The organism is Rubrivirga aquatilis (assembly GCF_046845665.1).
Taxonomy (GTDB): domain Bacteria; phylum Bacteroidota; class Rhodothermia; order Rhodothermales; family Rubricoccaceae; genus Rubrivirga.
On sequence record NZ_CP177355.1, the window covers coordinates 3233867 to 3257703 of the forward strand.

The 23837-nt window shown below is 73.3% G+C and carries 20 protein-coding genes and 2 tRNA genes; 9 read left to right on the top strand and 13 right to left on the bottom strand.

All coding sequences use genetic code 11. The annotated features are described in order from the left end of the window. Nucleotides 1–66 precede the first annotated feature (66 nt). Together ACLII4_RS14305 and ACLII4_RS14310 are read right to left on the bottom strand one after the other, a co-directional pair. The gene (locus tag ACLII4_RS14305; RefSeq protein ID WP_412068076.1) at nucleotides 67–1017 is read right to left on the bottom strand and encodes a hypothetical protein; all 951 of its coding nucleotides are present in this window, start codon (nucleotides 1015–1017) and stop codon (nucleotides 67–69) included. 95 nt (nucleotides 1018–1112) lie between these two features. Continuing rightward, nucleotides 1113–3191 carry a tetratricopeptide repeat protein gene (locus tag ACLII4_RS14310; protein WP_412068077.1) on the bottom strand — a complete coding sequence of 693 codons (2079 nt, stop codon included), beginning with the start codon at nucleotides 3189–3191 and terminating at the stop codon, nucleotides 1113–1115. A gap of 295 nt (nucleotides 3192–3486) precedes the next feature. Here ACLII4_RS14310 and ACLII4_RS14315 point away from each other — a divergent pair, with 295 nt between their 5' ends. Next, complete coding sequence (locus tag ACLII4_RS14315) at nucleotides 3487–4068, top strand: hypothetical protein (protein WP_412068078.1); 582 nt, start codon at nucleotides 3487–3489, stop codon at nucleotides 4066–4068. A gap of 4 nt (nucleotides 4069–4072) precedes the next feature. Then, the gene (locus ACLII4_RS14320; RefSeq protein WP_412068079.1) at nucleotides 4073–5836 is read left to right on the top strand and encodes a hypothetical protein; all 1764 of its coding nucleotides are present in this window, start codon (nucleotides 4073–4075) and stop codon (nucleotides 5834–5836) included. 84 nt (nucleotides 5837–5920) lie between these two features. Here the strand turns inward: ACLII4_RS14320 and ACLII4_RS14325 are convergent, their stop codons facing one another. Together ACLII4_RS14325 and ACLII4_RS14330 are read right to left on the bottom strand one after the other, a co-directional pair. Then, nucleotides 5921–6847 carry a PfkB family carbohydrate kinase gene (locus ACLII4_RS14325; RefSeq protein WP_412068080.1) on the bottom strand — a complete coding sequence of 309 codons (927 nt, stop codon included), beginning with the start codon at nucleotides 6845–6847 and terminating at the stop codon, nucleotides 5921–5923. A gap of 83 nt (nucleotides 6848–6930) precedes the next feature. After that, a complete protein-coding gene (locus ACLII4_RS14330; RefSeq protein ID WP_412068081.1) occupies nucleotides 6931–7536 on the bottom strand; it encodes a hypothetical protein in 606 nt (201 codons plus the stop codon). A 185-nt stretch (nucleotides 7537–7721) separates the two neighbouring features. Here ACLII4_RS14330 and ACLII4_RS14335 point away from each other — a divergent pair, with 185 nt between their 5' ends. From ACLII4_RS14335 to ACLII4_RS14355, 5 genes are read left to right on the top strand one after another with little or no spacing between them, the layout of a single operon-like run. Beyond that, a complete protein-coding gene (locus tag ACLII4_RS14335; protein WP_412068082.1) occupies nucleotides 7722–10451 on the top strand; it encodes a tetratricopeptide repeat protein in 2730 nt (909 codons plus the stop codon). Nucleotides 10452–10454: 3 nt separating this feature from the next. Further along, entirely contained in the window at nucleotides 10455–12089 is a 1635-nt protein-coding gene (locus tag ACLII4_RS14340) for a hypothetical protein (RefSeq protein ID WP_412068083.1), read from the top strand. A 34-nt stretch (nucleotides 12090–12123) separates the two neighbouring features. Further along, nucleotides 12124–14217: an SPOR domain-containing protein gene (locus ACLII4_RS14345; protein ID WP_412068084.1), complete on the top strand. Its 2094-nt coding sequence runs from the start codon at nucleotides 12124–12126 to the stop codon at nucleotides 14215–14217. Beyond that, nucleotides 14218–14934: a MotA/TolQ/ExbB proton channel family protein gene (locus ACLII4_RS14350; RefSeq protein WP_412068085.1), complete on the top strand. Its 717-nt coding sequence runs from the start codon at nucleotides 14218–14220 to the stop codon at nucleotides 14932–14934. Nucleotide 14935: 1 nt separating this feature from the next. Continuing rightward, nucleotides 14936–15352, top strand: a complete 417-nt coding sequence (locus ACLII4_RS14355) for an ExbD/TolR family protein (protein WP_412068086.1) — start codon at nucleotides 14936–14938, stop codon at nucleotides 15350–15352. A gap of 2 nt (nucleotides 15353–15354) precedes the next feature. Here the strand turns inward: ACLII4_RS14355 and ACLII4_RS14360 are convergent, their stop codons facing one another. The 5 genes from ACLII4_RS14360 to ACLII4_RS14380 all read right to left on the bottom strand — a co-directional run bounded on the left by ACLII4_RS14360 (nucleotide 15355) and on the right by ACLII4_RS14380 (nucleotide 20518). Beyond that, a complete protein-coding gene (locus tag ACLII4_RS14360) occupies nucleotides 15355–16902 on the bottom strand; it encodes a YifB family Mg chelatase-like AAA ATPase (RefSeq protein WP_412068087.1) in 1548 nt (515 codons plus the stop codon). Between the two features lie 101 nt (nucleotides 16903–17003). Next, complete coding sequence (locus ACLII4_RS14365) at nucleotides 17004–17231, bottom strand: hypothetical protein (protein ID WP_412068088.1); 228 nt, start codon at nucleotides 17229–17231, stop codon at nucleotides 17004–17006. 51 nt (nucleotides 17232–17282) lie between these two features. Beyond that, a complete protein-coding gene (locus ACLII4_RS14370; protein ID WP_412068089.1) occupies nucleotides 17283–17732 on the bottom strand; it encodes a c-type cytochrome in 450 nt (149 codons plus the stop codon). Nucleotides 17733–17864: 132 nt separating this feature from the next. After that, the gene (locus ACLII4_RS14375; protein WP_412068090.1) at nucleotides 17865–19259 is read right to left on the bottom strand and encodes a 4Fe-4S binding protein; all 1395 of its coding nucleotides are present in this window, start codon (nucleotides 19257–19259) and stop codon (nucleotides 17865–17867) included. Between the two features lie 47 nt (nucleotides 19260–19306). Further along, nucleotides 19307–20518 (bottom strand): NAD(P)/FAD-dependent oxidoreductase, encoded by a 1212-nt coding sequence (locus tag ACLII4_RS14380; RefSeq protein WP_412068091.1) that lies wholly within the window; start codon nucleotides 20516–20518, stop codon nucleotides 19307–19309. 102 nt (nucleotides 20519–20620) lie between these two features. Between ACLII4_RS14380 and ACLII4_RS14385 the strand changes: the two genes are divergently transcribed. Further along, complete coding sequence (locus ACLII4_RS14385) at nucleotides 20621–21484, top strand: NAD(+)/NADH kinase (RefSeq protein WP_412068092.1); 864 nt, start codon at nucleotides 20621–20623, stop codon at nucleotides 21482–21484. A gap of 90 nt (nucleotides 21485–21574) precedes the next feature. On the opposite strand, the gene ACLII4_RS14390 is transcribed toward ACLII4_RS14385, so the two are convergent. From ACLII4_RS14390 to ACLII4_RS14405, 4 genes are all read right to left on the bottom strand, one after another. Then, nucleotides 21575–21651, bottom strand: a tRNA-Asp gene (locus ACLII4_RS14390). A 100-nt stretch (nucleotides 21652–21751) separates the two neighbouring features. Then, a tRNA-Phe gene (locus ACLII4_RS14395) sits at nucleotides 21752–21824 on the bottom strand. 106 nt (nucleotides 21825–21930) lie between these two features. Continuing rightward, a complete protein-coding gene (locus tag ACLII4_RS14400; RefSeq protein WP_412068093.1) occupies nucleotides 21931–22578 on the bottom strand; it encodes a response regulator transcription factor in 648 nt (215 codons plus the stop codon). Nucleotides 22579–22693: 115 nt separating this feature from the next. Continuing rightward, a complete protein-coding gene (locus ACLII4_RS14405; RefSeq protein ID WP_412068094.1) occupies nucleotides 22694–23086 on the bottom strand; it encodes a response regulator in 393 nt (130 codons plus the stop codon). Nucleotides 23087–23176: 90 nt separating this feature from the next. On the opposite strand from ACLII4_RS14405, the gene thiE reads away from it, so the two are divergent. Next, entirely contained in the window at nucleotides 23177–23833 is a 657-nt protein-coding gene (gene thiE / locus ACLII4_RS14410) for a thiamine phosphate synthase (RefSeq protein WP_412068095.1), read from the top strand. Nucleotides 23834–23837 lie beyond the last annotated feature (4 nt).

The window sequence follows — 23837 nt, forward strand, 5'->3', positions numbered from 1 at the left end:
TTGGAAGCGTCGTCGCCGGGCGAGCGGGTCGGGGAAGATCGCCCCCAACGCCGGCCGCGCGCCGGGTCAGAGCCCCAGTCGGTCGAGGAGCGCGGCGTCATCCGGGGCGATCGTGCCGCGCTCGCGCTGGGCCATCAGGCGACCTGCGTAGAGCGTCGCGTACAAGCCGAGCACGCCGTCGTCGCGGCTGGCGTGCTCGTCAAAGCGCCGCGTCGCCTCGGCGCTCCGCCAGCCCGGAGGAACGTGGATGGCGCGGGGGCCGAACGGCCCGTCGGTCGCCTCGCCGGGGAAGCTCTTTTCGGGCTCGAAGCGGCGCTCGCCCAAATGGCACCCCGTGCACTGCGTCGGCACGCGCAGGGCGCGCGGCTCGGTCTGGGTCGCGGGCGCCAGCCGGCCGTTGGCGTCGTAGACGGCGAAGTCCCAGAACCCGTCGGCCCGCTTGCGCTTGGCCGTCGTCTCCACGACGGCGCCGTCGACGAGGTGCTCGCCGACGATCCAGGTCCCGGCCGGGTAGACGAGGTCTCCCCCACCTGGCAGCGTCCCCATCGCGTGGCGCAGCGCCTCGACGGGCACGTGGATGCGCCGCCGCGCCGCCGTCATCACGCCGTCGGTGTCGACGGTGAACCAGCCCGGCTCGCCGCCGAGGTAGTCGGCCTGCTGGCGGACGCCCGCGAGCGTGGCCGGGACGCCTGTCGCCGCGCCATACGTCGCCTCCAGCATCGCCGCGAGCTCATCCCAGTCGATGGCGCCGTCGCCGTTGACGTCGACGAGGGCGGCGCGGGCGTCGGCGGGGAGTTGGTCGAGTGCAAGCGTCAGGTCGTCTCCCTCGTCGGTGACCAGCCCGGACGCGAACGGGTCGCCGCCCGCATAGGGGCCCAGCACCGAGCGGAGAAGCTTCTCGGGGGCGTCGCGGTCGAGCCGGAGCGGGGCCGCGTCGGCGGTCGCCACATCGATGGGGCCGCCGCCGCCGCACGCGGAGAGCGCGAGCGCGAAGGCTGGGAGCAAGAGTCGGAGCATCGAGACAGCGTCGGGGGGCGGCCGGACTGGGAGAACCGAGCAGAAGCGGCTGGGGGAAGATCCGCAATCCTTCAGACCCGCTCCCGATCCCCGCGCTACTCCAACCCCGCGAGGGCGGCGCGGGCGCGGGCGTCGGTGGGGTCGAGCCGGAGCAGGCGCTCCAGCGCGTCGCGGGCCTCGGCGGTCCGACCAAGTTGGCCGAGGGCGACGCCCAGGTTGCCGAGCGCCGAGCGTTCGTCGGGGTCGATCCGCAGTGCCGCCTCCAACTGCGCGCGGGCCGCCGCCGGGTCGCCGGCCGCCAGCAGCGCCGCGCCCAGGTTGGCCCGGGCGACCGCCAGACGAGGGTCCAGCGCGACGGCGCGGCGCAGCGCCGACACAGCGGGGCCCGTCGCTCCGAGCCCGAGGTGCGCCAGCCCCAGCGCGTTCCACGCGTCGGGATGGCGGAGCGGGTCTTGGGCGACCGCCTCCGCCAGCACGTCCGCCGCCTCGCGAGCGCGCCCGGCGTCGAACAGCGCGGTGCCCAGCCGAACGCGGGCCTCGGTCAGCCGCGGCGCCAGCCGGACGGCCTCCCGCAACGCCTCGGCCGCCTCGACGTGCCGCCCGCGTCGGCTCTCGACCACGCCCAACCACAGCGCCGCCGACGCCGACGCCGGATCCCGGTCGACGGCTTCCGCCAGCACCTCGCGCGCGGCCGCCAGAGAGTCGCGCTCGGCGAGCGCCCGGCCCAGCGCCACGCGCACGTCCGTCCGCTCGACGCCGGCCGCGAGCGCGCCGCGTGCCAATCGGGTGATCCGGGGGAGGTAGGCGGGCAGCGGGTGGCCGGTCTCGTAGAGTGCGAACGTCGCGACGGCGAGGTCGGCGTCAGCGTCAGGTCCGGTTCGGCGCTCGCCTGCGAGGTCGACCAGGGTGTAGGGCGTCGTGCCGCGCGTGTCGGTCCGGCCCGCCGGGGCCCGCTCCGATGGCGGCGGGTCGCGCCGGATCCAGTGGTCGGTGAACGCGACGTGCGGGATGTCGGAGGTGCCGGCCGACCGCATATGGCAGCTCACGCAATCGCCGGCCGTCGCCAGTTCGGCGGTCGTCGCCTCGGGGCGTGAGCAGGCGTCGAGGTGCGCTGAGGGCCCATGGCAACTGGCGCAGGTCACGTTGAAATAATCGGCGGCCAACTCTGCGGTCGGGACGTGCGGGTCGTGGCACGTCGTGCACGTCATCGGGCGGGCGGTCCCAGCGCTCTCCGTGAAGCACGCGCTGCGCATCATCCGCTCGGCGTGGCTGGCGATCCCGAACTGGACCGGGTCGTCGAGCGAGGCCTGCGAGACGAACACCGAGCGGTGCGCCGCGAGGGGCCGGCCCGGGCGGTACGTCGTCGCGTCCTCCCCCGGCGCGTAGACGGTCTCCCCGGTGAGGTGGCACTGCTGGCACACGTCGAGCTGGCGTCCGGGATCGAGCGCCGCCGGGTTGACGATGCGCGAGTCGGAGGGCGACCCGCCAGCCTCGAAGGCCGCGACGTGGGCGGAGCCGGGCCCGTGGCACCGCTCGCACGAGATCCCGAGGGGCACGTCGGTGAAGTAGTTCTGGCTGGGCTCGTGGCCCGGCCTCGCATCGTGGCACGTCAGGCAGTCGAGCGTGATCGGCCGGTCGAATCGCAGGCTCCGTTGGTCGTAGCCCGGGCTGAGGTCCCACAGCTCGCGCTCGACGTACCACGTCAGCGGCATCTCGGTGAGGTACGCGCCGTGCGTGTCGGACCCGGGCGCCCCGCCGGCCGCCATCAGGTACGAGCGCGTCGCGTTGCCCGAGCCGACCACGTAGTCGACGGCTTCGACGCGGGCGTACTCCGGCGTATCCGTCCGCGTCTCCCGTTGAAAGAGCGAGTCGCCGCGGACGAAGGGCTGGTAGCACCACCCGTCGTCGGAGCAGACGACCGGGCCGGTGCCGTCGGGCCCGAACCGCTCGGGGGCGGTCGCCGGGTCGAAACGGCTGAGCGAGCGGCCCATCCCGGTCCGCGCGTACGACGCCGCGAGGTCGGCGTGGCACTGCTGGCAAGCGCCGTCGCCGACGTATGTCCAGCCGTCGTCGGCGGCCGCGACGGGATCGGCCCCGGGCCCGCCGCAGGCGGCGAGCGCGTACGCCAGCGCGAGGACGGCGGGGGCCAGCAGGGCGACGGTGCGGACGCGCACGGCTTCGGGGGGGCGAGGCCCGAAGATACCGGGCGGGCCGTGCCGAGCGGACCGGCGACCGAACCCCGGCACGGCCCTTGCAATCGCCTCTCATGACACGCGGCCATTCCCGGACGCCCCCCTCCATACCGTGCCGATTACCGATCTACTCGACCGCATTCCGTTCTCGCCCACGCGAGACGCGGAGCCCGCTGCGCCTGCTCCGGCGGAGCGCGCCTTCCACGTCGAGGCCCTGGAAGGCGACGGTACCGCTCCAGGTTTCCCGCCCCCCCCCGCGCCCACCCCCAGCGTCGAGATGCTCCCGCCTACGACGAATGCCCCCCCGATGCCCAGTTGGGGCATCGTGCTCGTCGGCGGGCTCTCCCTGCTTTGTGCGGTCCTGGCCATCGCCCTGGCGATGGCCCTCCAAGCCGCACCGCCAGCGACCGCCGAGCAACCGTCGGTGGCGAGCGCCGACCGGCCGGCTGCCGAGACGGCCCCCGAGCCCGAACCCGTCCGCTCGCCCGCCACCTTCTCGGCGGAGGCCACCTCGATCCCGGTCGAACTGATCACGCGGCTGGAAGCCGCGAGCGAGGAGCCGCTCGATGTCGAGCTGTCACGGCTCCTCGATGCCATCCAGCACGGGTTCGGCCGCCGCGGCGCCGTCCTCGAACCGACCCTCCGGTCGTACGTCTACCGCATGGCCTCGCGGTTCGAGTGGAACCCGGACTCGTTCCGGATCGCCGTCACCGCCCCCGACCCCGACCTCGCCGCCGCACGCGGGGCGCTCTTGGAGCGCCTCTTCGAGGATGCCGTCGCCGCTGGCCGACTCGCCGTCGGCACCGGCGTCGGCCCTCACGCTCTGACGCTCGTCGCTGAGCCGTCCGCTACCGACTAATCCCATGTCGCCTCTCCTTTCGATCATCCTGATCGCCATCGCCGTCCTGACCGTCGGGCTGACGACGATCACCTACCTGCGTGCGCGGTCCCGCGAGGCCACGCCGCCGCCGGCGCGCGCCCACATCGCCTCGCAGAGCGCCCCGGTGGCCGTGGCCGACGAGGTCCGCGCCATCGGCGAGCAGATCGAGCGCGCCATGGCCGAGCAGCGCATCCAGGGCGAGACGCAGCGCCAGCTCCTGACCCAGAAGCTGGACAGCGTCCGCCAGTCGGTCGACGGCCAGCGCACCCAGGTCGACGGGCTCCGCAGCGAGCTCCGCCACGAGGTCCAGCGTCGCGACGCGGAGCTCGAGGAGATCCGCCAACAGCTCGGGTCCATCGCGCGAGGCGCGGCGCTCCCCCCGGCCGCCATGCCGGCCCTCGCTCCCGCCCCGGAGCCTGCTCGCGAGACCGCCACGGCCCCGATGATGGAGGAAATGACGTTCGCGCCGTCCGCGCCGGCCGAGGTGCTCGGGGCCCCGACCGCCCCACCTCCAGCCAATCCGGAGCCGTCCTTCTCCGAAGAGACCTTTGCGGAAGCGAGCGTCGAAGAGGTCGTAGTCGAAGCGCCTGCGGTCGAGGAGACGGGTGCCGACGCATCTCTGGCCGAGGAAGCGGCCGCCGACGAGGCCCCGACAGAGCCGGTGCCTGCCGTTGCGGCGCCCACCTTCGAGGAGTCGACCTTTGGAGAGGCCACCTTCGAGGAGCCCGGCTTCGAGCCCGCCGCGAGCGAGGTCGCTCCGGCCCCACCGCCCCCCACCGACCCCTTCGCCGACCTCACATTCGAGGCCCCAGAGCCGGAGGTCCCCACCTTCGAGGAGTCGCTCTTCGAAGACGCTTCGTTCGAGGAGTCCCCGTTTGAAGAGGCCTCGTTCGACGACGACCCCGAGATGGACTCGACCCCTCCGGCGACCTCGTTCGAGGAGGCCCGGTTCGACGCGCGCTCTGCTACCCCCACGGAGGCAGAGGATGCGTTCGCAGCCGCCTCTCTGCACATCGGCGGCGACAGCGCGCCGGCCGGGGACGCGTTCGACGAATGGACGCCCGAGGCCGTGGCGCCCGTCGCAGAGATCATCGCAGAGCCCGCCGTGGCCCCAATCTCCCCGATGACGGACGCCCTCGTCACCGAGCCGCCCACGAGCCCCCCCCCCGCCCAGGCCCTGCCCGACACGGCCGCCGCATGGGTCGCAAGGCCCGGCCGGCCAGACGGCGCCGACCCCATTCCGACGGCGGCCTCCACCGACGATTTCGTGTTCGCCACGCCCGCGCCGACTCCAGAACCCGCCCGCACGGCGGTCGAGGCCCCGAAGACCGGGCTGATCGACATGGACGACCTGATGGCCCCCCCTGCGCCGACAGCCATCCCCGCCGACGCCGCGCCCGAGCCGGTCGCCCCCGAGCCGATCGCCCCTCCCCCGGCTGACGCCACTCCCGAGCCGGTCACTCTCGCCCCGTCCGGCGACGCGGAGCCGATGGAGGCGCCCGAGGTGGCCCCGACCCCCGAAGGCGCCGAAGACCTCACGGTCATCTCGACCATCGACGAGGACGTGCAGCGCCTTCTCTACCTGGAGGGCGTACTCACGCTCGAAGAGATCGCGCAGTGGGGGCGCGGCCAGGCCCGCCGCATCAGCACCCGCGTCGAGGTCTCCGAAGAGACCATCATGAACCAATGGGTCTTTGAGGCGCAAGCCGCCATGTTCTCGCGCTACGCGAAGCAGGCCACCGGCTAGCGCCCCCCTCTACGACAACCAGCGCCAACGGGGGCGGTCGGGCCGGGCTCGTTCGGCCCCGTCGGCGCGTAAAGGGGCCGCGGGCTACGCGGCCGTCACGATGTGCGGGACGGCCGACAAGCGACGAAACGACGCGATGCGGTCGTCGAGGTCGGCGGGCGTGACGCTCAGCATGCGCTCCGGGCCGAAGGCCTCGACGGCAAAGCTGGCGAGCGCGCTGCCCACCACGACCGCCTGCCGCATGGTCTCCGGGTCCGTGGCGCCCGTCCGTGCGATGTGGCCGCACAAGCCGCCGAGAAAGGTGTCGCCCGCGCCCGTCGGGTCGACCACGTCTTCGAGTGGGTAGGCCGGGGCGGAGAACACGTCGCCTCCGCAAAACAGCAGCGCCCCGTGCTCGCCCTTCTTCACGATCAGCGTCTCTGGGCCGAGTGCACGGATCTTGCGCGCGGCGCGGACCAAGTTCGACTCGTCCGCCAGCTGGCGCGCCTCCTCATCGTTGACCACCAGCACGTCGACGCGGCGCAGCGTCTCCGCGAGCGCGTCCGGGGCGTTGTCGATCCAGAAGTTCATCGTGTCCGCCACGACGAGCGCGTTCGCCCCGGCCTGATCGATCACCGAGCCCTGGACGGTCGGGTCGAGGTTGCCGAGGCAGACCACCGACGGCGAGCGGTACGAGGCCGGCAGATCCGGTTCGAACGTCGCGAGCACATTGAGGTGGGTCGCCAGCGTCTCGCGCGTGCCCAGGTCGTAGTGGTACCGGCCGGCCCAGAAGAACGTCTCGCCGTCGGGGTCGCGCACGAGCCCTTCCACGTCGACACCGCGCGCGATGAACGCGTCGACGTGAGCCTCGGGAAAGTCCTTCCCGACGACGGCGTTGAGCTGGACCGGGGCCCCGACGACGCGAGCCGCTAGCGCGGCGTAGGTGGCGGACCCGCCCAGGATCCGCTCGGCGCGGCCGAACGGGGTCTCGACCGTGTCGAAGGCGACGGTTCCGACGACGAGGATGCTCATGGCTGACGCGGGGGGCGGACAAAACGACGGCCGGGGCGCCTCACGCGGAGACGCCCCGGCCTTGGGGAAGCTAGCGCCGCGAGCTAGTCGCGAACCTTCTTGACCCAGTCATCGATCTTCGTCGCCATCACGCCCGTGATGGCCACCTTGGCCGCGTCGGCCATGGTCTCGGCGAAGTCCTTCGTCCGCTCGTAGCCGTCGCCAGCCGCCTCCCCCGCGTTGGACGCGGCCTCGCGGAGCGCCTCGGCGGCGCGGTGCAGGCTGTCCTGGAGCGCATCGCCGGACTCGCCGACGTAGACCTTCGCGTCCGAGCGGAGCGTCTTGCCCTGCTGCTTGGCGGTCTTCGAGAGCTGGCGCGCGCGCTTCTCGACGCGGTCCGCCAGAGACGGCGGCTCGGGCGACGGGAAGAGCGAGGTCAGCAGACGCCCCGCGAGCAGGCCGACGCCAGCTGCGGCGAGCACGGCCAGGCCGGGGTTGGCGTCGATCCAGGCCTTGGCCGTCGCGACGGGGTCGTCGGTGGCGTAGTCGTCGGGCATCTCGTCGAGGCTCGGCGGCGGGGCTACGGACGCGGCGGCGTCGGCGGCGACCTGGGCCGCCGGCTCGATCGAGGCGTCGGGGACGGTCGGGTTCGGATCGGGGACGCCCGGGGCGGGGGCGGTGTCAGGAGCGGTCTTCTTGGAGTCGGCCATGGGGAGAGGGGAAGGACGGGATCTGGAGAGGCAGATACGATCCGGCGCCCCCCCTTTGTTTCTGGGATCGTGTGGGGACTCCATGCGTCCGCGCGTCGGGCCGCTCCCCACTCCCGCACGCGAAGGCTAGGGCGTACGGCGTCCGGCCCGTAGATTCCCCCTCTCCGCCGGATCCCGTCCCCCCAATGCCTGTCCGGTCTTTGCCGCGCCTCGGCGCGCTGTTCGCGTGCCTCTTGCTCGCCGCCCCGCTGGCGGCCCAGACCCCCGGCGCCACCGCCGAGGCCCGGCCCGAGCGTCCCGCCCAGGACTTCGAGGCCGCCCGCGTCTTGTTCGACGGCGGCCACTATGGCGCCGCCGAACGCGCCTTCGCCGAGTTCCAGGAGCGGCACCCCCGCGACGTACGGGCTCCCGAGGCGCTGTTCCGGCAGGCCGAGTCCGCCCTCGCAACACGTGACGACCGCGCGGCGGCAGAGCTTTTCGACGCCTTCGCCACGCGCTACCCCACGAGCCCGCTGGCACCCCGCGCGCGCCTAGCGCTGGGCCGCTACTACGTGGCCGCCGGCGACGACGCTCTCGCCGAGGACGCCCTGCTGGCGGCGACCGACCGCGGTCCGGCCGCGTCGCGCGCCGAGGCTCACTACTTGCTCGGGCTGGTCTACAGCCGCCAGAACCGACTGGCCGCCGCGGCCGCGGCCTACGAGCGCGGCGCCGTCGACGACACGCCGTGGGCTCCCAAGGCCCTCTACGCGATCGGCTCGCTGGCCACCGACGCCCGCGACTGGCCCGCCGCCGCCGACGCCCTCGGCCGGCTCCGGGCGCGCTACCCCGGATCGCCGGAGGACGCGGTTTCCGGGCTGGCCCTCGCCGACGCCCTGTTCCGCACCGGGCGGCTCGCGGACGCGGCCGACGAAGCCGGACGCCGCCGCCCCTCGCTCGCGGGCGACGACGCGGACCGCGCCGCGCTGACTGAGGGCGAGGCCCGCCTCCTGCTCGACCAGCGCGTACCGGCCGACGCCGCGCTCGCGGTCGTCTCGCCGGACAGCCGGTACGCCAGCCGCGCCGCGCTCGGCCGGGGCCGCATCGCGAGCGCCGCGGGCGACTGGGCGGCCGCCGCCGCCTTCTTCGCGATCGCCAGCGCGGGCGCCGGGTCGTCCGACGACGCGGTCGCCCACGAGGCGCGGTACTACCGGGCGCTCGCGCTCCGCGAACTCGGCCAGCTCGGCGACGCGGAGGCCGCGTTCCAGGCCACGGCCCAGCGCCGTCCTGACGGTGCCTACGCCGAGGCGGCGCTCCTCGAACTCGGCGTGCTCCGCTACGAGCGGCGCCTCTACGCCGAGGCCGCCCAGGCGCTCTCGACGCTCCTCGAGCAGAGCCCGCGCGGGCCGTATGCGGGCGAGGCCGCCCGGATGCTGGGCGAGGCTTACGCCGCCGCCGGAGACACGCGCCGCGCTCGCGAGGCCTTTGGGCTGGCGGAGTCTCTCGGGACCGCGACGGCCGAGACGCGTGCCGAGGTGGCGTTCCAGGACGCCTACGCCGAGTTCCGCGAGGGCCGCTTCGACCGCGCCGTGCCCGCCCTCGTGGCCGTCGCCGACGGCGGGGGGCCGCGTGCAGGCGAGGCGCTCTTCTGGGCGGGCGAGGCCGCGTTTCAGGCTCGCGACTTCGTGCGGGCGCAAGCCCTGCTCGAGCGACTGATCCGCGAGCACCCCGACCACGCGCGCGCCGACGCCGCCCGCTACGTGATCGCGTGGACGCTGTACCAGCGCGGCCAGACGCGGGCGGCCGCCGACGCCTTCGAGCGCTTCCTCTCGGCCTACTCGCGCTCCGGCGAGCTGGTGCCGTACTACGCCGACGCCCTCCTCCGCCTCGGCGACTTGTACACGGTCCTGGGCCGCTACTCTGAGGCCCGTCAGGTCTACGGACGCGTCGCCGGCGCCACGCCCGAGCGCAGCGGCGGCGACTACGCGCTCTTCCAGACGGCGCAGGCCTTCGGCCGCGAGGGCCGCACCGACGACGCGCTCGCAGCCTATGCCCGCCTGCTCACGGAGTACCCGCGCTCGGAACGCTACGCACAGGCCCTCCTCGCACGCGGCGACCTCTACTCGGCGCGCGGCGACGACAGCCTGGCGGTCGCCGCCTACGAGCGAGTGCTGAACGAGCGCCCCGACCAGGGCGCGGCGGCCCTCGTGGGCATCGGCGACGTGCTCCTCAACACCGACCGCCCGCAGCTCGCGGAGCAGGCCTACCGCCGCGTCTTCGAGCGCTACGCCGCCAGCGCCCTGACCGACGACGCCTTCTCGGGCCTGGCCGACGCCCTCGACGCGCAGGGCCGGGCCGACGAGATCGACCGTGTCTTCCGCGAGATCGACCAATCGATTGCAGGCCTGGACGGGCGAGCCCGCTTGCGGTACGCCCGCGCCCGCTACGCGCTGTCCGCCGGGCAGGACTCCGTGGCCGTCGTCTACCTCGAAGAGGCGCTTGCCGGCCCGCTCCCGACCGATCTCGAAAGCGAGGCGCTGCTGGCGCTGTCCGGCGCGTACACGTCCACGGGCCGATCTCCCGACGCCGTGCGCGCGCTGCGTCGCCTGCTGGCGCGCGACGCCTCCGGCCCCCTCGCCGACGAGGCCCGGCTCCGGCTTGCTGAGGCGCTGCTCGCGAGCGGCGACGCCGCCGGTGCGCTCGACGCCGCTCGACAGCTCGCGAACGCCGATGCGGGCCGCGCCGCCGATGGGCTCGCCCTGGAAGCGCTCGCGCTCCAGGACCTCGGCCGGACCGACGAGGCCGACGCCGCGCTCCGCCGACTGGTCCGGACCTACCCCGACTCGCCTGCGGCCCAGGCCGCCCTCCGCGACCGCCCCGACCTCGCGCCCGCCTCGGGCGACACCCCCCGCGGCTCGTCCGACGGCCAGCCCCGCTAAGCCATGCGTGCCCTCCACCCCGCCCTGCTGACTGCGTCGACCCTGGCTGGGTTGGCGTTCCTCGCCGCGCCGTGCGCGATCGCGCAGCCGGTCGACCGCTCGCAGTTGCCGAGCCTGACCCCGGCCGTCTTCGAAAGCCGGGGCACGGTCGCCGTGACGCTCCCCCAAGTCGACCGCCAGCCGCTCTCGGGCTTCGGCCCGCTCCCGCGCCGTTTCCAGGTGGCCGCCGACCGCGAGCCGAACACGCTCCCGTTCGCGCCGGACCCCGACGCACTCCCGACGCTCGCGCTGGCGCCGCCGCAGCCGCCCGCGCCCTCCGACCTCGTGGTGCGCCGCTTGCGGGCCGAGGCCGGCGGCGGGACCGAGTCCACGCTCTACGGCCGCCTTGACCTCGCCGCGAGCGGGGCCGGCGGCGAGTTCTTCGTCGACGCCGACTACGACGACGACGGGTCCAACCCGACCGTCATCGGCGAGGCGGTCCGGTTCGAGACGATCGCGCTCCGCGCGGGGGGGCGCTCGTTCGGACCTGGACGGATCGGAATCGAGGGCGCCTTCGAGCGCGAGACGTACCCCGTGCTGTCCGGGGAACGAACGCGGCAGACGGTGGGGGCGGAGGCCGGCATTGAGGGGCTCGGGGCGACGGCCTACCGGGCCACGCTCGGTTTCGAATCGGGCCGGCTGGAAGCACCGGGCCAGCCGGAGTCCACCGAGACCCGTCTCGACGCGGCCGCCCGGATCGCGCGCGGGTGGCTGGCCGCCGACGCCGCCGGAGGCGTCGCCGGGGCCGGGTCCGTCGGCAGCGATCTCCGCTACGGGGCCGCCGGGCTGGCGGTCACGGTCGGGCGCGAGGACGGTGCACGCGCCCGCATTGGCGCGCGCGTGCTGGGCTACGACGCCGCCGCCACGGCGGGCGACGGCGCGGCGACCAGCGTCGGCCCGATTGTCGACCTGGCGTTCCCCCTCGGACCGACGGTGTCGCTATTCGCCATCAACGACCCGCACGTAACGCCGCGGTCGCTGTCGGACCTCACCGCGCAAAACCCCTACGTCTCGCTCGGCCCGATCGTCGCCCCAGACGTGGTGCCCGTCGACGCCCGCGCCGGGTTGTCGAGCGCCTTTGGTCGGTCGCGTGCCCGCGTCTACGCGCTGGCCTTCCGGGCGCCCACCTTCCTGGCCTTCGAATCCACGGGCGCGTTCTCGACGACCAGTGCGGTCGACGTCCGCGAGGTCTACCTCGACGTGTCGGCGTTCGGCCTGGGCGCCGATGTCGCGCTCGTCGCCGAGAACGGGCTCTCCGCTACCGCCAGCCTGACCGTCCGCGCCGGACAGACGGACGACGGTGGCGACATCCCGTACTGGTCGCCCCTCGTCGCGACGGCCGGCGTCCAGGTCCCGTTCGCGAACGGGCGCGGCCGGTTCGGCGCGGCGGCTCACGTGGAGGGCACCCGACCGACGGACCGCTCGGCGACGGACGATGCGCCCGCGTTCGCGCTCGTCAGCGCCGAGGCCAGCTACGCCGTGCTCGGCCCCCTGGCGCTCGTCGCCCGGGCAGAGCGGCTGGCGGGCCAGGCGCAGATCTGGCCCGTCATGGACTACCGCCCCCGAACGTTCCTGCTCGGCCTGCGGCTGCAGCGATGATCCCGCTACCTTCCCGCGTCTTCCCCTCGCTGCCGTGACCCCACTCGACGCCGTCGCCGCCGCCCTCCGCGAGCGCCTGCTGGCCGGGCGCCCCGCCCCGCTCCCCGGCTTGGGCACGCTCGTCCGCCAACACGTCCCGTCTCGCGTCGAGGAGCGGCCCGACGGCACGCGCGTGCTGCTCCCACCCGGCGAGACCATCGGGCTCGGCCCTGCCACGGCCGATGCCGACTCGCTGGCCCAGCCCTTCGCCGCCTACAGCGGGGTCCCCGCCGACCGCGCGGACGCGGCCTATGCCCAGGCGATGGATCAGATCGAGGCCGTGCTCGCGGCCACCGGCGAGGTGCGCTTGATAGGTGTCGGCTTGCTCCGCCGAACGAGTGGCGGCGTGGTCCTGGGCGTCGAGGCGGACCTGCTGGCGGCGGTGAACCGGCGCTACGAAGGTCTCACGCCCGTCGCGACCGGGGCGGCCGCACCGCCTACGATGCCGCCCTCGGCCCCGACGACCGTAGAACCCACACCCGTCGACGAGCCGGTCGCCGCCCCTGCCCCGGAGCCGATCCCTGACCCCGAGCCGGACGTCCCGCAAGCCTCCGACCCGACGGCGATCGCTGCCGCCGCGTCGCCGCTCGACGCGACGTTCGAGGGAGGCGCCGAAAGTGACGAGGAGATCGACGCGTTGCTCCACGACCGCGGCCTCGGACTGCCCGTCGCCCCGCCCGTCCCGGAGGCGACCACACCGCCCCAGCCGTACCCCCCGCCGTCGGTGGCCGACGAACCGCTGGCAGTCCCCTTCAGCGTGCCGCCAGCCGTCCCGGCGCCCGACGAGATGCCCGAGGCGCCCGAGCCTGCTGTAGCGGCCGATCCCCCGGCGCCCACGGACGACAGGATGGAGGAAGACGTGGAGGAGACTCCTCTCGCGGTCCCGTTTGGAGGGCCTGAGGCCCCGCCGCTTCCCGACGTGCTCCCGCCGACCCCATCCGAGCCCGACGCTGCGGAAGACTGGGGCGACGAGACCTGGGCGGCGCCTTCTATCCCGGGCGGCGGCGCCTCCGATCTGGGGGCGGAGCCCCCCATTGAGGACGCCGACTTCGAAGTGGTCGTGCCCGGCCTCGACGAGCCGGAGGACCTGGCGCCCGGCGTCGATGCCTTCACGCACACGTTCGGGGGCGACCCCGTCGCTGACGCCCCGGCGCCACAGGCCGATCCGGTCGGCCTCGTCGGCTCGCTGGACGACGCCCCGGCGACGCCGCGAGCGCCCGGCGAACCGGCGGTCTTCGCGCCGGCCGTCCCCATCGAGACGGTCGGCCCGCCGCACGCCACGTCCGTCGAGCCGCCCCCGGCCAAGGCCCCGGCCCCCGAGCCGCGCACGCGGCGGGTGTGGCCCTGGGTGTTGCTGCTCCTTCTGGTGCTCGCCGCTGTGGCCGCCGTCGTGTTCTGGGATCAGATCGCCACACTCATCGACCGCCCCGTGCCTGGCCAGACGTACACGGCCTCGGCGGAGGGCGCTGCGCGTGCCGACGCCCCGACCACGCCCTCGTACACCGTGCCGGAGGGGATGGACGTCGCCGACTCGCTCGGTGCCGCCGCTCTGCCCGCCTCCGCGAGTCCCGACAGCCTCTTCCGTTCCAGGGAGTCCCTGCCCGGCGGCACAGCTGCCCCGGCAGAAACGGAGCCGGCGGCGGCGTCCACGACGAGCCCGTCGCGCGAGCGGTCCAGCCAGGGTGCGCGCACCGCGCGGAGGTCCGACGACAACGAGGTCGCGTCGACGCAGCCCGCGATGGGGCGGGCGCCCGCGGCGGGCATCGCGATGCTCCCGCCGCGCCTGGCCGGGCTCGACAGCCGAGACGCCAATGCCCTCTCCGGTCCAGAAGCGATCGCCCCCCGCACGGGCGGCTTCTCGTTCGTGGTCTTGTCGACGCCCGCCCTCGCCGAAGCCGAGCCCCTCGCCACCCGCTGGCGCCGCGCCGGCTACCGCGCCTCCGTCCTGACCGCCGCCATCGGCGGCCGGTCCATGTACCGAGTCGTGATCGGCCAGTTCTCCTCCCGCGACCAAGCCCTTCGCCTGCGCGACCGGATCGGCCCCCAGGCCCCGGCCGACACCTGGCTCCTCGACCTTCGCACGCTCTAAATGCCTCTCCTTCAGACCCTCGCCGACACGGCTGCCGCCGCGGCCCCCGCCCTCCAACCGGTGGAGGCCGACCCGACCTTCACCGAAAAGCTCCAGGGCGGCCTCGACCTCCTGTTCCTCGGAGGCTGGTCGATGTATCCGATCGTGCTCCTCTCGATCTTGATGGTGGCCATCATCTGGGAACGTGCCCGGGCCTTACGCCGCGCCGCCGGTGACCCCGAAGCACTCTCGCGCAACGTGGCCGACTTCGTGGGCTCGGGCGACGTCCCGGGCGCTGTCGCGTATTGCCGCGACCGAGACACGCCGGCCTCTCGCATCCTGCAGCGGGGCCTGGAGCGCCTGGGCCGTCCCATCGATGAAATCCAGGGCGCCGTCCATGAGGCCGGCCGGCGGGAGGCGTTCGACCTGGAGAAGCGGATGGACCTGCTCGCGTCCGTCGCCGCCATCGCCCCGATGCTCGGCTTTCTCGGCACCGTCACCGGCATGATCGGGGCGTTCCGCCAGATCCAGCGCTACGAGGGGCTGGCGAACCCGTCCCAGCTCGCGGGCGGCATCTGGGAGGCGCTCGTCACGACGGCCGCCGGGCTCGCCGTCGGCCTGCTGGCGCTGTTCGCGTACAACCTGCTCATCAGCCGGATCGCCCGGCTGGTGAACGGGCTCGAACGGGCCTCGTCGGACTTTATCGACTTTCTTCAGACGCCCGGCGACCGCCGCTAGCATGGCCTCCTTCGACTTCGGGACCGGCCGCAAGGCGCTCACGGCATTCAGCCTGGCGTCGCTGACGGACATCGTCCTCCTGCTGCTCATCTTCTTCCTGCTCACGTCCTCGTTCGTGACGCAGAACGCGATCCGCGTGGCGCTGCCCGACGTGGCCTCCGCCGCGCCGATGGAGCAGGTCCACGTGGCCGTCACCATCGACCGCTACGGCTCGTTCTTCGTCGAAGAGCGCCAGGTGACGGCGGATAGCCTGACGGCCGCCATTGAGGCCGTCCGTGAGGGGCGCCGCTCGCTGGCGGTCTACGCCGACAGCAGCGCGTCCGTGGGCGGGCTCGCCGCCGTGGCCTCGGCCGGCGCCTCGCTGGACATGCGCGTCTCCATCGCCACGGAGGGCCGTGCGCCAGGCGGCGCCGAGTAGGACTAGCCCCAGGCTGCTCGGTCGAGCGAGCGGTACTGGATGGCCTCCGCGAGGTGTGCCGGGGCGAGGCCGGCGTCGCCCGCCAGGTCGGCGATCGTCCGGGCCACCTTGAGGATCCGGTCGTGGGCTCGGGCGCTGAGGCCTAGGCGCGTGAGGGCCGACTTGAGGAGGCCCCGGCTGGCGGCGTCCAGTTCGCACCAGCGGCGAACCTCGGGCGACGTCATCTGCGCGTTGCAGAATCTCCCTTCGCGTCCGGCGAACCGGGTTGCCTGCCGCTCGCGCGCCCGCTCGACCCGGCGTCGCACGGCCGCCGAGGGCTCGGCGTCGGCGCGGCGGCTGAGGTCGTCGAACGGGACGGGCGTGACCTCAACGTGGAGGTCGATCCGGTCCAGGAGCGGGCCGCTCACCTTTGCGAGGTAGCGCTGCACCTGCCCGGCCGCACAGACGCACCGACGCGTGGGGTCGCCGGCATGCCCGCACGGGCAGGGGTTCATGCTGGCGATGAGCATGAACCGGGCGGGGTACCGGACGGTCGCTCGGGCCCGGGCGATCGTCACTTCGCCCTCCTCAAGCGGCTGGCGCAAGACCTCCAGCACCGGCCGGTCGAACTCGGGGAGCTCGTCCAGAAACAGCACGCCGTTGTGGGCGAGCGAGATCTCGCCTGGCACCGGGTTCGACCCGCCGCCGACCAGCCCGGCGTTCGAGATCGTGTGGTGCGGCGACCGGAACGGCCGCTCGGCGACCAGCCCGCCCCGCGCGGCGCCGTTCAGCCGCCCACCGACGCTCAGGATCTTGGTCGTCTCCAGCGCCTCGGCTGGCGTCAGCGGCGGGAGGATGGTCGGGAGCCGCCGCGCGAGCATCGTCTTGCCCGAGCCCGGCGGCCCCACCATCAGCGCGTTGTGTCCCCCGGCGGCGGCCACTTCCAGCGCGCGCTTGACGCCCTGTTGACCGCGCACGTCGGAAAAGTCCGGCCCGCCCTCGACGGGCACCTGCCCCACTAAGGGCCGAGGCGGCTCGGGTGTGCCTCGCCCTTCTCGCTCCGCCAGCAGGCCGAACGCCTCGGCCAGCGTGGTCACCGGGTACACCTCGATCCCCTCCACGACGGCCGCCTCGGCCGCGTTCTCGGGCGGGACCAGGATCGCCCGCCGCCCATCGTCGCGAGCGCCGACCGTCATCGGGAGCACGCCGCGCACCGGCCGGACCGCGCCGTCGAGCCCCAGCTCGCCCACGATTACGACCTCGTCGAGGACGGCTTGCGGGATGAGCCCCTCCCCGATCGCCGCCAGCAGGCCGAGCGCGATCGGCAGGTCGTAGGCCGAGCCCTCCTTGCGCACGTCCGCCGGCGCCATGTTGACCGTCACGGCGCCTCGCGGGACGGGAAGGCCGGAGGTCTTGAGCGCCGCCCACACCCGGTCGCGGCTCTCGCGGACGGCCCCGTCGGGCAGCCCCACCACGGTCCACCGTGGGATGTTGGTCTCGGTGTGCGTTTCGATCTCGATGGGCAGCGCATCGACGCCGACAACGGCGCTGCTCCAGACGCGGGACAGCATGGGGGTGCGAGGCAGAGCCCACATAGACCCGCGAGCGTGCGAGACGTAACCTCTGGCCGCCGACTTTCTCGCCGGCGGGGCCCGGTGGCGCCCCGCTGGTGCTACCCCTCGGCGACGCGCTGGGCCAGGCGGTAGGCGATAAAGCCGGTCACACCGAACGTGATCGCGTACACCGTCGGGTCGTAGGCCTGCGGGCTGACCGCTTCGAACACAAACGCCATGATCCCTGCCGCCAGCCCGCCGCCGACAGCGAAGACGACGGTGTAGAGAACGAACAGGCCGACGGCGCGGCCGGCGGTGACGGGACGAGGAGCGGGTTCGGTGGACATGAGCCGGGGTCGGTGGGGGCGGATGGGACGAGGCGGCGCGCGAGCGGTTCGCTACTCCTCGGGCCGCGCGGTCGCGGGCGTGGTCTCGCCCCGGTGGCACGTCCAGCACGTCACGCGCATCCCGCCGGGGTGGCGCAGCCCCTCGATGGCCGGCAGCGTCTCGGTGTTGATCGCCCACGTCATCCGCATCATCTCTCTCGCCACCGCCTTGCGCGGCTTGGCGTCCGAGGCGAAGTCCCACTCCAGAAAGTCCGTGCCCGGCTCGCCGACGTGGCAGAACTCGCAGCGGACGCCGAGCGCTCGCGTAAAGCCACGCATCACGTCGCGGAGCTGCTCGGGCGGCGTGTCGGCCGGGAGCACCTGCAGGTTCTGCGCGGGCGACGGCCACGACCACGTCGTGTCGGCTGGGCTGGCGGCGGCGGCTGGCGTGGGTGCCGGCGTCGGGGCGTAGGCCGCGAGCACGATCGCGGCGAACAGGGCGAGCGGGACGACGAGGCGCATGGCGGGAGCGGTTGTGTTCGCGAAACATAGACCCCTTCCCGTCGCGGGTCCATCCCCCCACCCCGGCGGCACCGCACGCGGCCTCAGGACCGCCGCGGCGACACGAGGCATGGCCGGGTTGCCACGGCCGCCTTACCCGAGGATGTCGAGGTCCGTGATGAGGTTGTTCATGTCGATCCCCGCCCGGCTGGCTCCCGTGTCCTTGCCGTTCTCCAGCCGCAGCACGCCGCGCGGACAGACCGTCGCGCAGACGCCGCAGCCGACGCAGCTGGCGCGGACCACATTCTGGCCGCGCTGGGCGTACCACTTGACATCGATCCCCATCTCACAGTACGCCGAGCACTGCCCGCACGAGATGCACTGCCCGCCGTTCGTCGTGATCCGGAATCGCGAGAAGAATCGCTGCTGAAGTCCCAGGACCGCCGCCATCGGGCAACCGAACCGGCACCACATCCGGGTCCCGAAGATGGGATAGAAGCCGACGCCGACGACGCCCGCAAACACGGCGCCGATGACCAATCCGTAAAGCCAGCTCACCGTCCCCGCGACCGCGTCCAGCCATGCCGCGTCGACGGCCGCGGCCACCCAGAGCAGCGCCGTCGCGGCCACGATCAGCGCGAGCACGCCGTGGACCATCCAGCGCTCGACCTGCCACGCGCCGACCGACGTGTCGGACAGGTGCCGGTACGGGTCGCCGGCGGTCTCCGCGAGCCCGCCGCAGCCGCACACCCACGAGCAGTACCACCGCTTGCCGAAGTAAAACGTCAGCACCGGCGTCACCAGCGCGATCATCCCGACGCCCCAGATTACCATCGCGATGCCCAGCATCCCCTCGGCGCGCAGCTCGGCGATCTTCCAGGGGAAGAACAGGTCGTAGTCGAGCGGCCACGTGTAGTGCAGGAACAGCTCGGGCTGCTGGAGCCGGACGAGGACGGCGGGGAGGGCGAAGGCGATGATCGTCTGGAAAAAGACGACGCTCACCGTCCGGATCGTGTGGTAGCGGCTGTGGCGGTAGCGGACAAGCGCCCGCGCACCCATCACGCCGACCGCGAGCGTGTAGAGCGTCGTGTACAGCCACCACTGGCCGCCGTTGTCGAGCGTCGCCGGGACGCCCCGCAGCGCCACGGACAGCGGGCTCCCCAGGGGAATCAGCCCCGCGAGCCCGGCGGGCCAGAAATAGAGGACGATGTACAGGCCGGTCAGCGCCAGCCCGAGCGCCCAGCCGACGGCGCCACGGGCGCGGTGCGACGAGGTCATCGTGCCCTCCAGGCGCACGCCCGCGGGCCGCGCCAGCCCGCCCAAGGCGTAGAGCACGCCGCCGCCGCCCAGCCCCGCCAGCACCAGGAGCCCCATCTCCACCGGGTAGCGGGCGCCCCACCCGCTCGCGAGCGCGACGACGAACGCGACGCCGCCGAGCGCCGCCAGCGCCAGCCCCGCCCGCTCGGTCGCCGTCGCCCGGAACGACGGGTTGCCCAGGAGCGCCATGTCGGCCTCGGGGTTGTAGAGCGGGAGGTTGGAGACGGACATCGGGATCGGTGAGTCGGAGGTCGGTCGGCAGGGGATTCGGGTGCCGGTCAGCCCGCCAGCGCCGGCGTGAACTCGGCGTCGAAGCGCGCGGTGGGGAGGTCGGCGACGGCGCGCTCGAGGGGCCAGCGCTCCCCGATCCACCGCGAGCAGACGGCCTGGCGGAGCCGGACGCCCAGCCCGCTCACCCCGACCACGGCGCCGTCGCGGTGGCGGAGGCGGACGGAGCGCGCGCCGTCGGACCGCTCCCACTCGTGCGCAGGCCCGGCGAGGTCGCCGTAGAGCTGCCATTCGAGGTCGAAAAACTTGGCCGAGTTGAAAAAAACCGGCGGCGCGTAGGGACGGGGCCGCCCCGCCATCCCGAGCCCCGCTGTCGCGCCCTGGAGCCGGGCCGTGTACCAGATCGGCTCGACGGCGCGCACGCCCGCGGGCGGCGTCCGGAGTTGGGCGCAGTCGCCGGCGGCCCACACATTCTCCGCCGACGCCCGCAGCGCGTCGTCGACGAGCACGCCCCGGTCGGTCGCCAGCGCCCCGTCGAGCCAGTCCACGTTCGGGCGGACGCCAATCCCGACGCCCACCACGTCGGCCCCCATCCGCTCGCCGTCGGTCGTCACGACCGCTTCGGCTCGCGTCTCGCCTTCGATGTGGGCGACCTCCGTCCCCAGCCGCAGGTCGACGCCGTGCGACCGGATGGCGGCGGCCACCAGGGCGCTCTCGGCCTCCGACAGCGCCGGCGCGAGGTAGCGGGGCTCACGCACCAAAAACGTGACGGCCACGCCGCGCGTCGCCAGCATCTCCGCCAGCTCGACACCGATCAGCCCGCCCCCCACGACGACGGCGCGGCTCGCGCCAGCGGACGACGCCTCCAGCCGGTCGAGATCCGACAAGTGGTACAAGCCCTGCACCCCGTCGAGGTCGACGCCGGGCCAGTCGGGGAGGACGGACGTGGAGCCCGTCGCAACCAACAGCCGGTCGTAGCCCAGGTCGCCGGCGTCGAGCGCGAGCCGCTGGCGGGCGGTGTCGAGCGCGCGAGCGGTGCCAAGCACGCGGTCGATGCGGGACTCGTCCCAAAAGCGCTCGTCGTAGAGCCGGGTGTGGGCGCGCGTCAGGACGCCCATGTAGATGTACATCAGCGCCGTCCGTGCGAACGGCTCGCGCGTCTCGCCCGACACCATCGTGATCCGGGCGTCCGGGTCGGCCTTGCGGACGTGCCGCGCCGCCGTCACGCCCGCGATCCCGTTTCCGACGACGACGACATGCATGGGACGGAGGGATTAGGCCCGGAGGATAGCAGACGCGGGCGTCGTGTGCGGCGCGCAGAACGCCGCCCGGTCCGGGACGTACGCCCGTCCCCCGACGCGCTCATGACCTACGGCATTACCGGCAACCCCACGAAAGATCGGCTCTGGGAGCCGCTTGCCACGCTCGTCGCCTGGCTGGACGAGCGAGCCCTCCCCTTCCGCCTCGACCCCGCGCTCGCCAACGGCCTGCGCCAGCGGGGGACCGACGTCGGCGACCGGGCCACGGACGCCTTTGCCGACGGCGCCGACCTCGTGCTCTCCTTCGGCGGCGACGGCACGCTCTTGCGCACCGCCCACGCCGTCGGCGACGTGCCGATCCTGGGCGTCAACGTGGGCCGGCTGGGCTTCCTGACGAAGGTGGAGGTCGCGGATGTGCAGGACGCGCTCCGGGCCGTCGAGGCGGGTGAGACGGGCATCGAGGAGCGGATGACGCTCGACGTGGCCGTCGAGGGCGGCGACACGTCGGGCGTGCCGGGCTGGGCGCTCAACGACGTCGTCGTAGACAAGTCGGGGACCACGAGCATGATCCAGGTCGAGGCGATGGTCGATGGCGACTGGCTCAACACCTACTGGGCCGACGGGCTGGTCGTGGCGACGCCGACGGGCTCGACGGCGTACGCGCTGTCGGTCGGCGGCCCCATCCTGACACCCGGCACCGAGACGATCGTCGTGGCCCCGATCGCCCCGCACACGCTGACGGCTCGGCCGATCGTGCTGCCCTGCGACGCCGAGCTCGTGCTCCATGTCGAGACGCGCGACCACCCGTTCGCCTTCGCCTGCGACGGGGTCTCAGCAGTCCTCGACGGCGGCGCCGTCGTGCGGATCTGCCGGGGCGAGCACGTGGTCCGGCTCGTCACCTTGCCCGGCCGCGACTACTTCGGGACGATCCGCGACAAGCTCTCCTGGGGCCAGGGCGGCGTCTTTTAGTCGGCCCGGCCGGCTGGCGCGGGGACCCGGGCGCCGGTGACGCCGCACAAAAAAACGCCCCCGCTTCCGAAGAAGCGGGGGCGTTGACTCTGGCGACCCGGACGAGACTTGAACTCGCGACCTCCTGCGTGACAGGCAGGCGTTCTAACCAACTGAACTACCGGGCCGAGTCGGTGCGCCCAATCTACCGACGGGGATGGGACCCGTCGAGCGCGAGGGCGCGCTCCGCTGGATCTTCAACCGCGAGCGGTTGCGTCCCCAGCAGGGTGGTCGAGGGCGGACTTGAACCGCCGACACACGGATTTTCAGTCCGTTGCTCTACCAACTGAGCTACTCGACCATCACCGACCGCGAACGGCCGGTCGACCAATATACAGGCCTGCCGACGGCCCCCCTCCACCGAGACTCGGTGAAGTCACTCCGAGCGCCGCTGGCGGCGCCCCGGGTCACTGGTCCCGCATGGGGTCCTCGACCCAGAGTACGGCCCGGCGCACGAACTCGGCCGATCCGCCGAGCCCCAGCTTCTGCCGGATGTTGGCCCGATGCGACTCGATGGTCTTCAAGCTCAGGCCCATCGCTTCAGATACCTCCCGCGTCGAGCGGCCGTGCCCGAAGTGTTCGAACACCTCGATCTCGCGGTCGGTGAGTTGGCCGCTCAACGGAACGCGGTCGTCGCTGCTCGTCGGGTCGGCCGTCCGACTGCGAAGTGCGCGGCTCAGGTACGTCTGGCCGGCGATGACCGTGCGAAGAGCCGGGATGAACTCGTGCTTCGCCTCGCGCTTCATCAGATAGCCCCGGGCGCCTGCACGGAGGGACCGCTCGGCGTAGAGCGTCTCTTCGTGGCCGGAGACCACCAGGATGAGGGCATCCGGGTTCAACGACCTGAGCCGCTTGATGAACTCGATCCCGTTCACACCGGGAAGCGTCAGATCAACGACGGCCACCGAAAACTCCGTCTGAGCCGCCAGGTCGAACCCCTCCTCCGCTGAGGAGGCTTCCCCACACACCTCCATTCCCCTTTCCCCACGGATGAGGCTCGCGTACCCTTCCCGAATGATGGGGTGGTCATCGACGAGGAGGACTCGGTGGGCCATGCTCAGAGGAAAAGACGAGGCCCTAACCTATTGATTGTCGAAGCCCCGCGCACACCGACCGCCAGCGTACCCCGAAAGGTGGGACCGGCGGTCCGGCCAACAAATCGGCCCAGAGTCAGGCCGTTTCGATGCCGAACACTTCTCCCTTGAGCGTCCCGAAGTCGATCGGCTTTGTGAGGTAGCCCCGGGCGCCGCCATTGAGGGCCGTGCTTTCGAGTTGCCCGTCGTCGTAGGCCGTTACCATGTAGACCTGGAGGGTAGAAAACTCGGCCGTGATCGCGGCCAGCAGGTCGAGCCCGCTCATGCCGGGCATGTTGATGTCGGACAGCACCACGACCACGTCGGCGGCCTCGCCGGAGCGGAGCTTGCTCAGGGCCTCCTCGCCACTCTCCGCGAACACGAACTCGATCAATCCGCTGCGGACCTCGCGACGAAACTTCTGGGTGAACAAGAATTGGACGTCGGCCTCATCGTCGACGACGAGGACGCGGGTGGGATGATCGGGCATTCGGACGTGAGGGGCTGACCGATCCAACGCGTCAACGCTCCTCACGTTGCACCGGGCTCGCGATCTTCTGCCTCCGCCCCACCGATTCCTGTGCCGCCGCCCATCGGACGTCTCCACGTCCTCACCGACTTCCACTTTCAACAGCGCATGTCCCACGCGGCGCTCGCGGCGGCCGCGGTAGCGGGCGGGGCCGACACGATCCAGTTCCGGCAGAAAGGGGGCACGGTGCGTGACCGGTTCGCCAATCTGGTCGAGACCGTCGCGGCGTGCCGGGCCGCGGGCGTCGCGTGCCTGGTCGACGACGCGCTCGACCTCGCGCTCGCGGCCGGGGCCGACGGGGTCCACCTCGGCGCGCTCGACCTGCCCGTCGCCACCGCGCGGCGGGTGGCCACCGAATTGGCCCGCCCCTTCATCGTGGGGGCGACGGCCACCACGGCCGCGGCTGCTCGCGCGGCCGAGTCCGATGGCGCGGACTACATCGGCTTCGGACCCGTCTTCCCGACCCGCTCGAAAGCGGCCCCTGCGTCGGTGAAAGGCGTGCGGGGGGTGGCCGAGGCGAGCGCGGCCGTGTCGATCCCGGTGATTGCCATCGCAGGAATCACGCCCGTCCGCGTCCGCCCGTGCCTCGAGGCCGGGGCCCACGGGGTTGCGGTGATGACGGCCGTGAGCACCGCGCCGGATCCAGAGCTCGCCGCACGGGCCTTCCGTGCGGAAGTCGACGGCTGGGCGGCCAACCGTAGCGCCTGACGGG

Bases quoted from the DNA above. Each gene is read 5' to 3' on its own strand.
- ACLII4_RS14330 (WP_412068081.1), bottom strand. From the start codon at position 7,536: ATGGCCGACTCCAAGAAGACCGCTCCTGACACCGCCCCCGCCCCGGGC.
- ACLII4_RS14360 (WP_412068087.1), bottom strand. From the start codon at position 16,902: ATGCTGTCCCGCGTCTGGAGCAGCGCCGTTGTCGGCGTCGATGCGCTG.
- ACLII4_RS14400 (WP_412068093.1), bottom strand. From the start codon at position 22,578: ATGGCCCACCGAGTCCTCCTCGTCGATGACCACCCCATCATTCGGGAA.
- ACLII4_RS14405 (WP_412068094.1), bottom strand. From the start codon at position 23,086: ATGCCCGATCATCCCACCCGCGTCCTCGTCGTCGACGATGAGGCCGAC.
- ACLII4_RS14380 (WP_412068091.1), bottom strand. From the start codon at position 20,518: ATGCATGTCGTCGTCGTCGGAAACGGGATCGCGGGCGTGACGGCGGCG.
- ACLII4_RS14340 (WP_412068083.1), top strand. From the start codon at position 10,455: ATGCGTGCCCTCCACCCCGCCCTGCTGACTGCGTCGACCCTGGCTGGG.
- ACLII4_RS14335 (WP_412068082.1), top strand. From the start codon at position 7,722: ATGCCTGTCCGGTCTTTGCCGCGCCTCGGCGCGCTGTTCGCGTGCCTC.
- ACLII4_RS14385 (WP_412068092.1), top strand. From the start codon at position 20,621: ATGACCTACGGCATTACCGGCAACCCCACGAAAGATCGGCTCTGGGAG.
- ACLII4_RS14325 (WP_412068080.1), bottom strand. From the start codon at position 6,847: ATGAGCATCCTCGTCGTCGGAACCGTCGCCTTCGACACGGTCGAGACC.
- ACLII4_RS14315 (WP_412068078.1), top strand. From the start codon at position 3,487: ATGCTCCCGCCTACGACGAATGCCCCCCCGATGCCCAGTTGGGGCATC.
- ACLII4_RS14370 (WP_412068089.1), bottom strand. From the start codon at position 17,732: ATGCGCCTCGTCGTCCCGCTCGCCCTGTTCGCCGCGATCGTGCTCGCG.
- ACLII4_RS14320 (WP_412068079.1), top strand. From the start codon at position 4,073: ATGTCGCCTCTCCTTTCGATCATCCTGATCGCCATCGCCGTCCTGACC.
- ACLII4_RS14355 (WP_412068086.1), top strand. From the start codon at position 14,936: ATGGCCTCCTTCGACTTCGGGACCGGCCGCAAGGCGCTCACGGCATTC.
- ACLII4_RS14305 (WP_412068076.1), bottom strand. From the start codon at position 1,017: ATGCTCCGACTCTTGCTCCCAGCCTTCGCGCTCGCGCTCTCCGCGTGC.
- ACLII4_RS14350 (WP_412068085.1), top strand. From the start codon at position 14,218: ATGCCTCTCCTTCAGACCCTCGCCGACACGGCTGCCGCCGCGGCCCCC.
- ACLII4_RS14365 (WP_412068088.1), bottom strand. From the start codon at position 17,231: ATGTCCACCGAACCCGCTCCTCGTCCCGTCACCGCCGGCCGCGCCGTC.
- ACLII4_RS14375 (WP_412068090.1), bottom strand. From the start codon at position 19,259: ATGTCCGTCTCCAACCTCCCGCTCTACAACCCCGAGGCCGACATGGCG.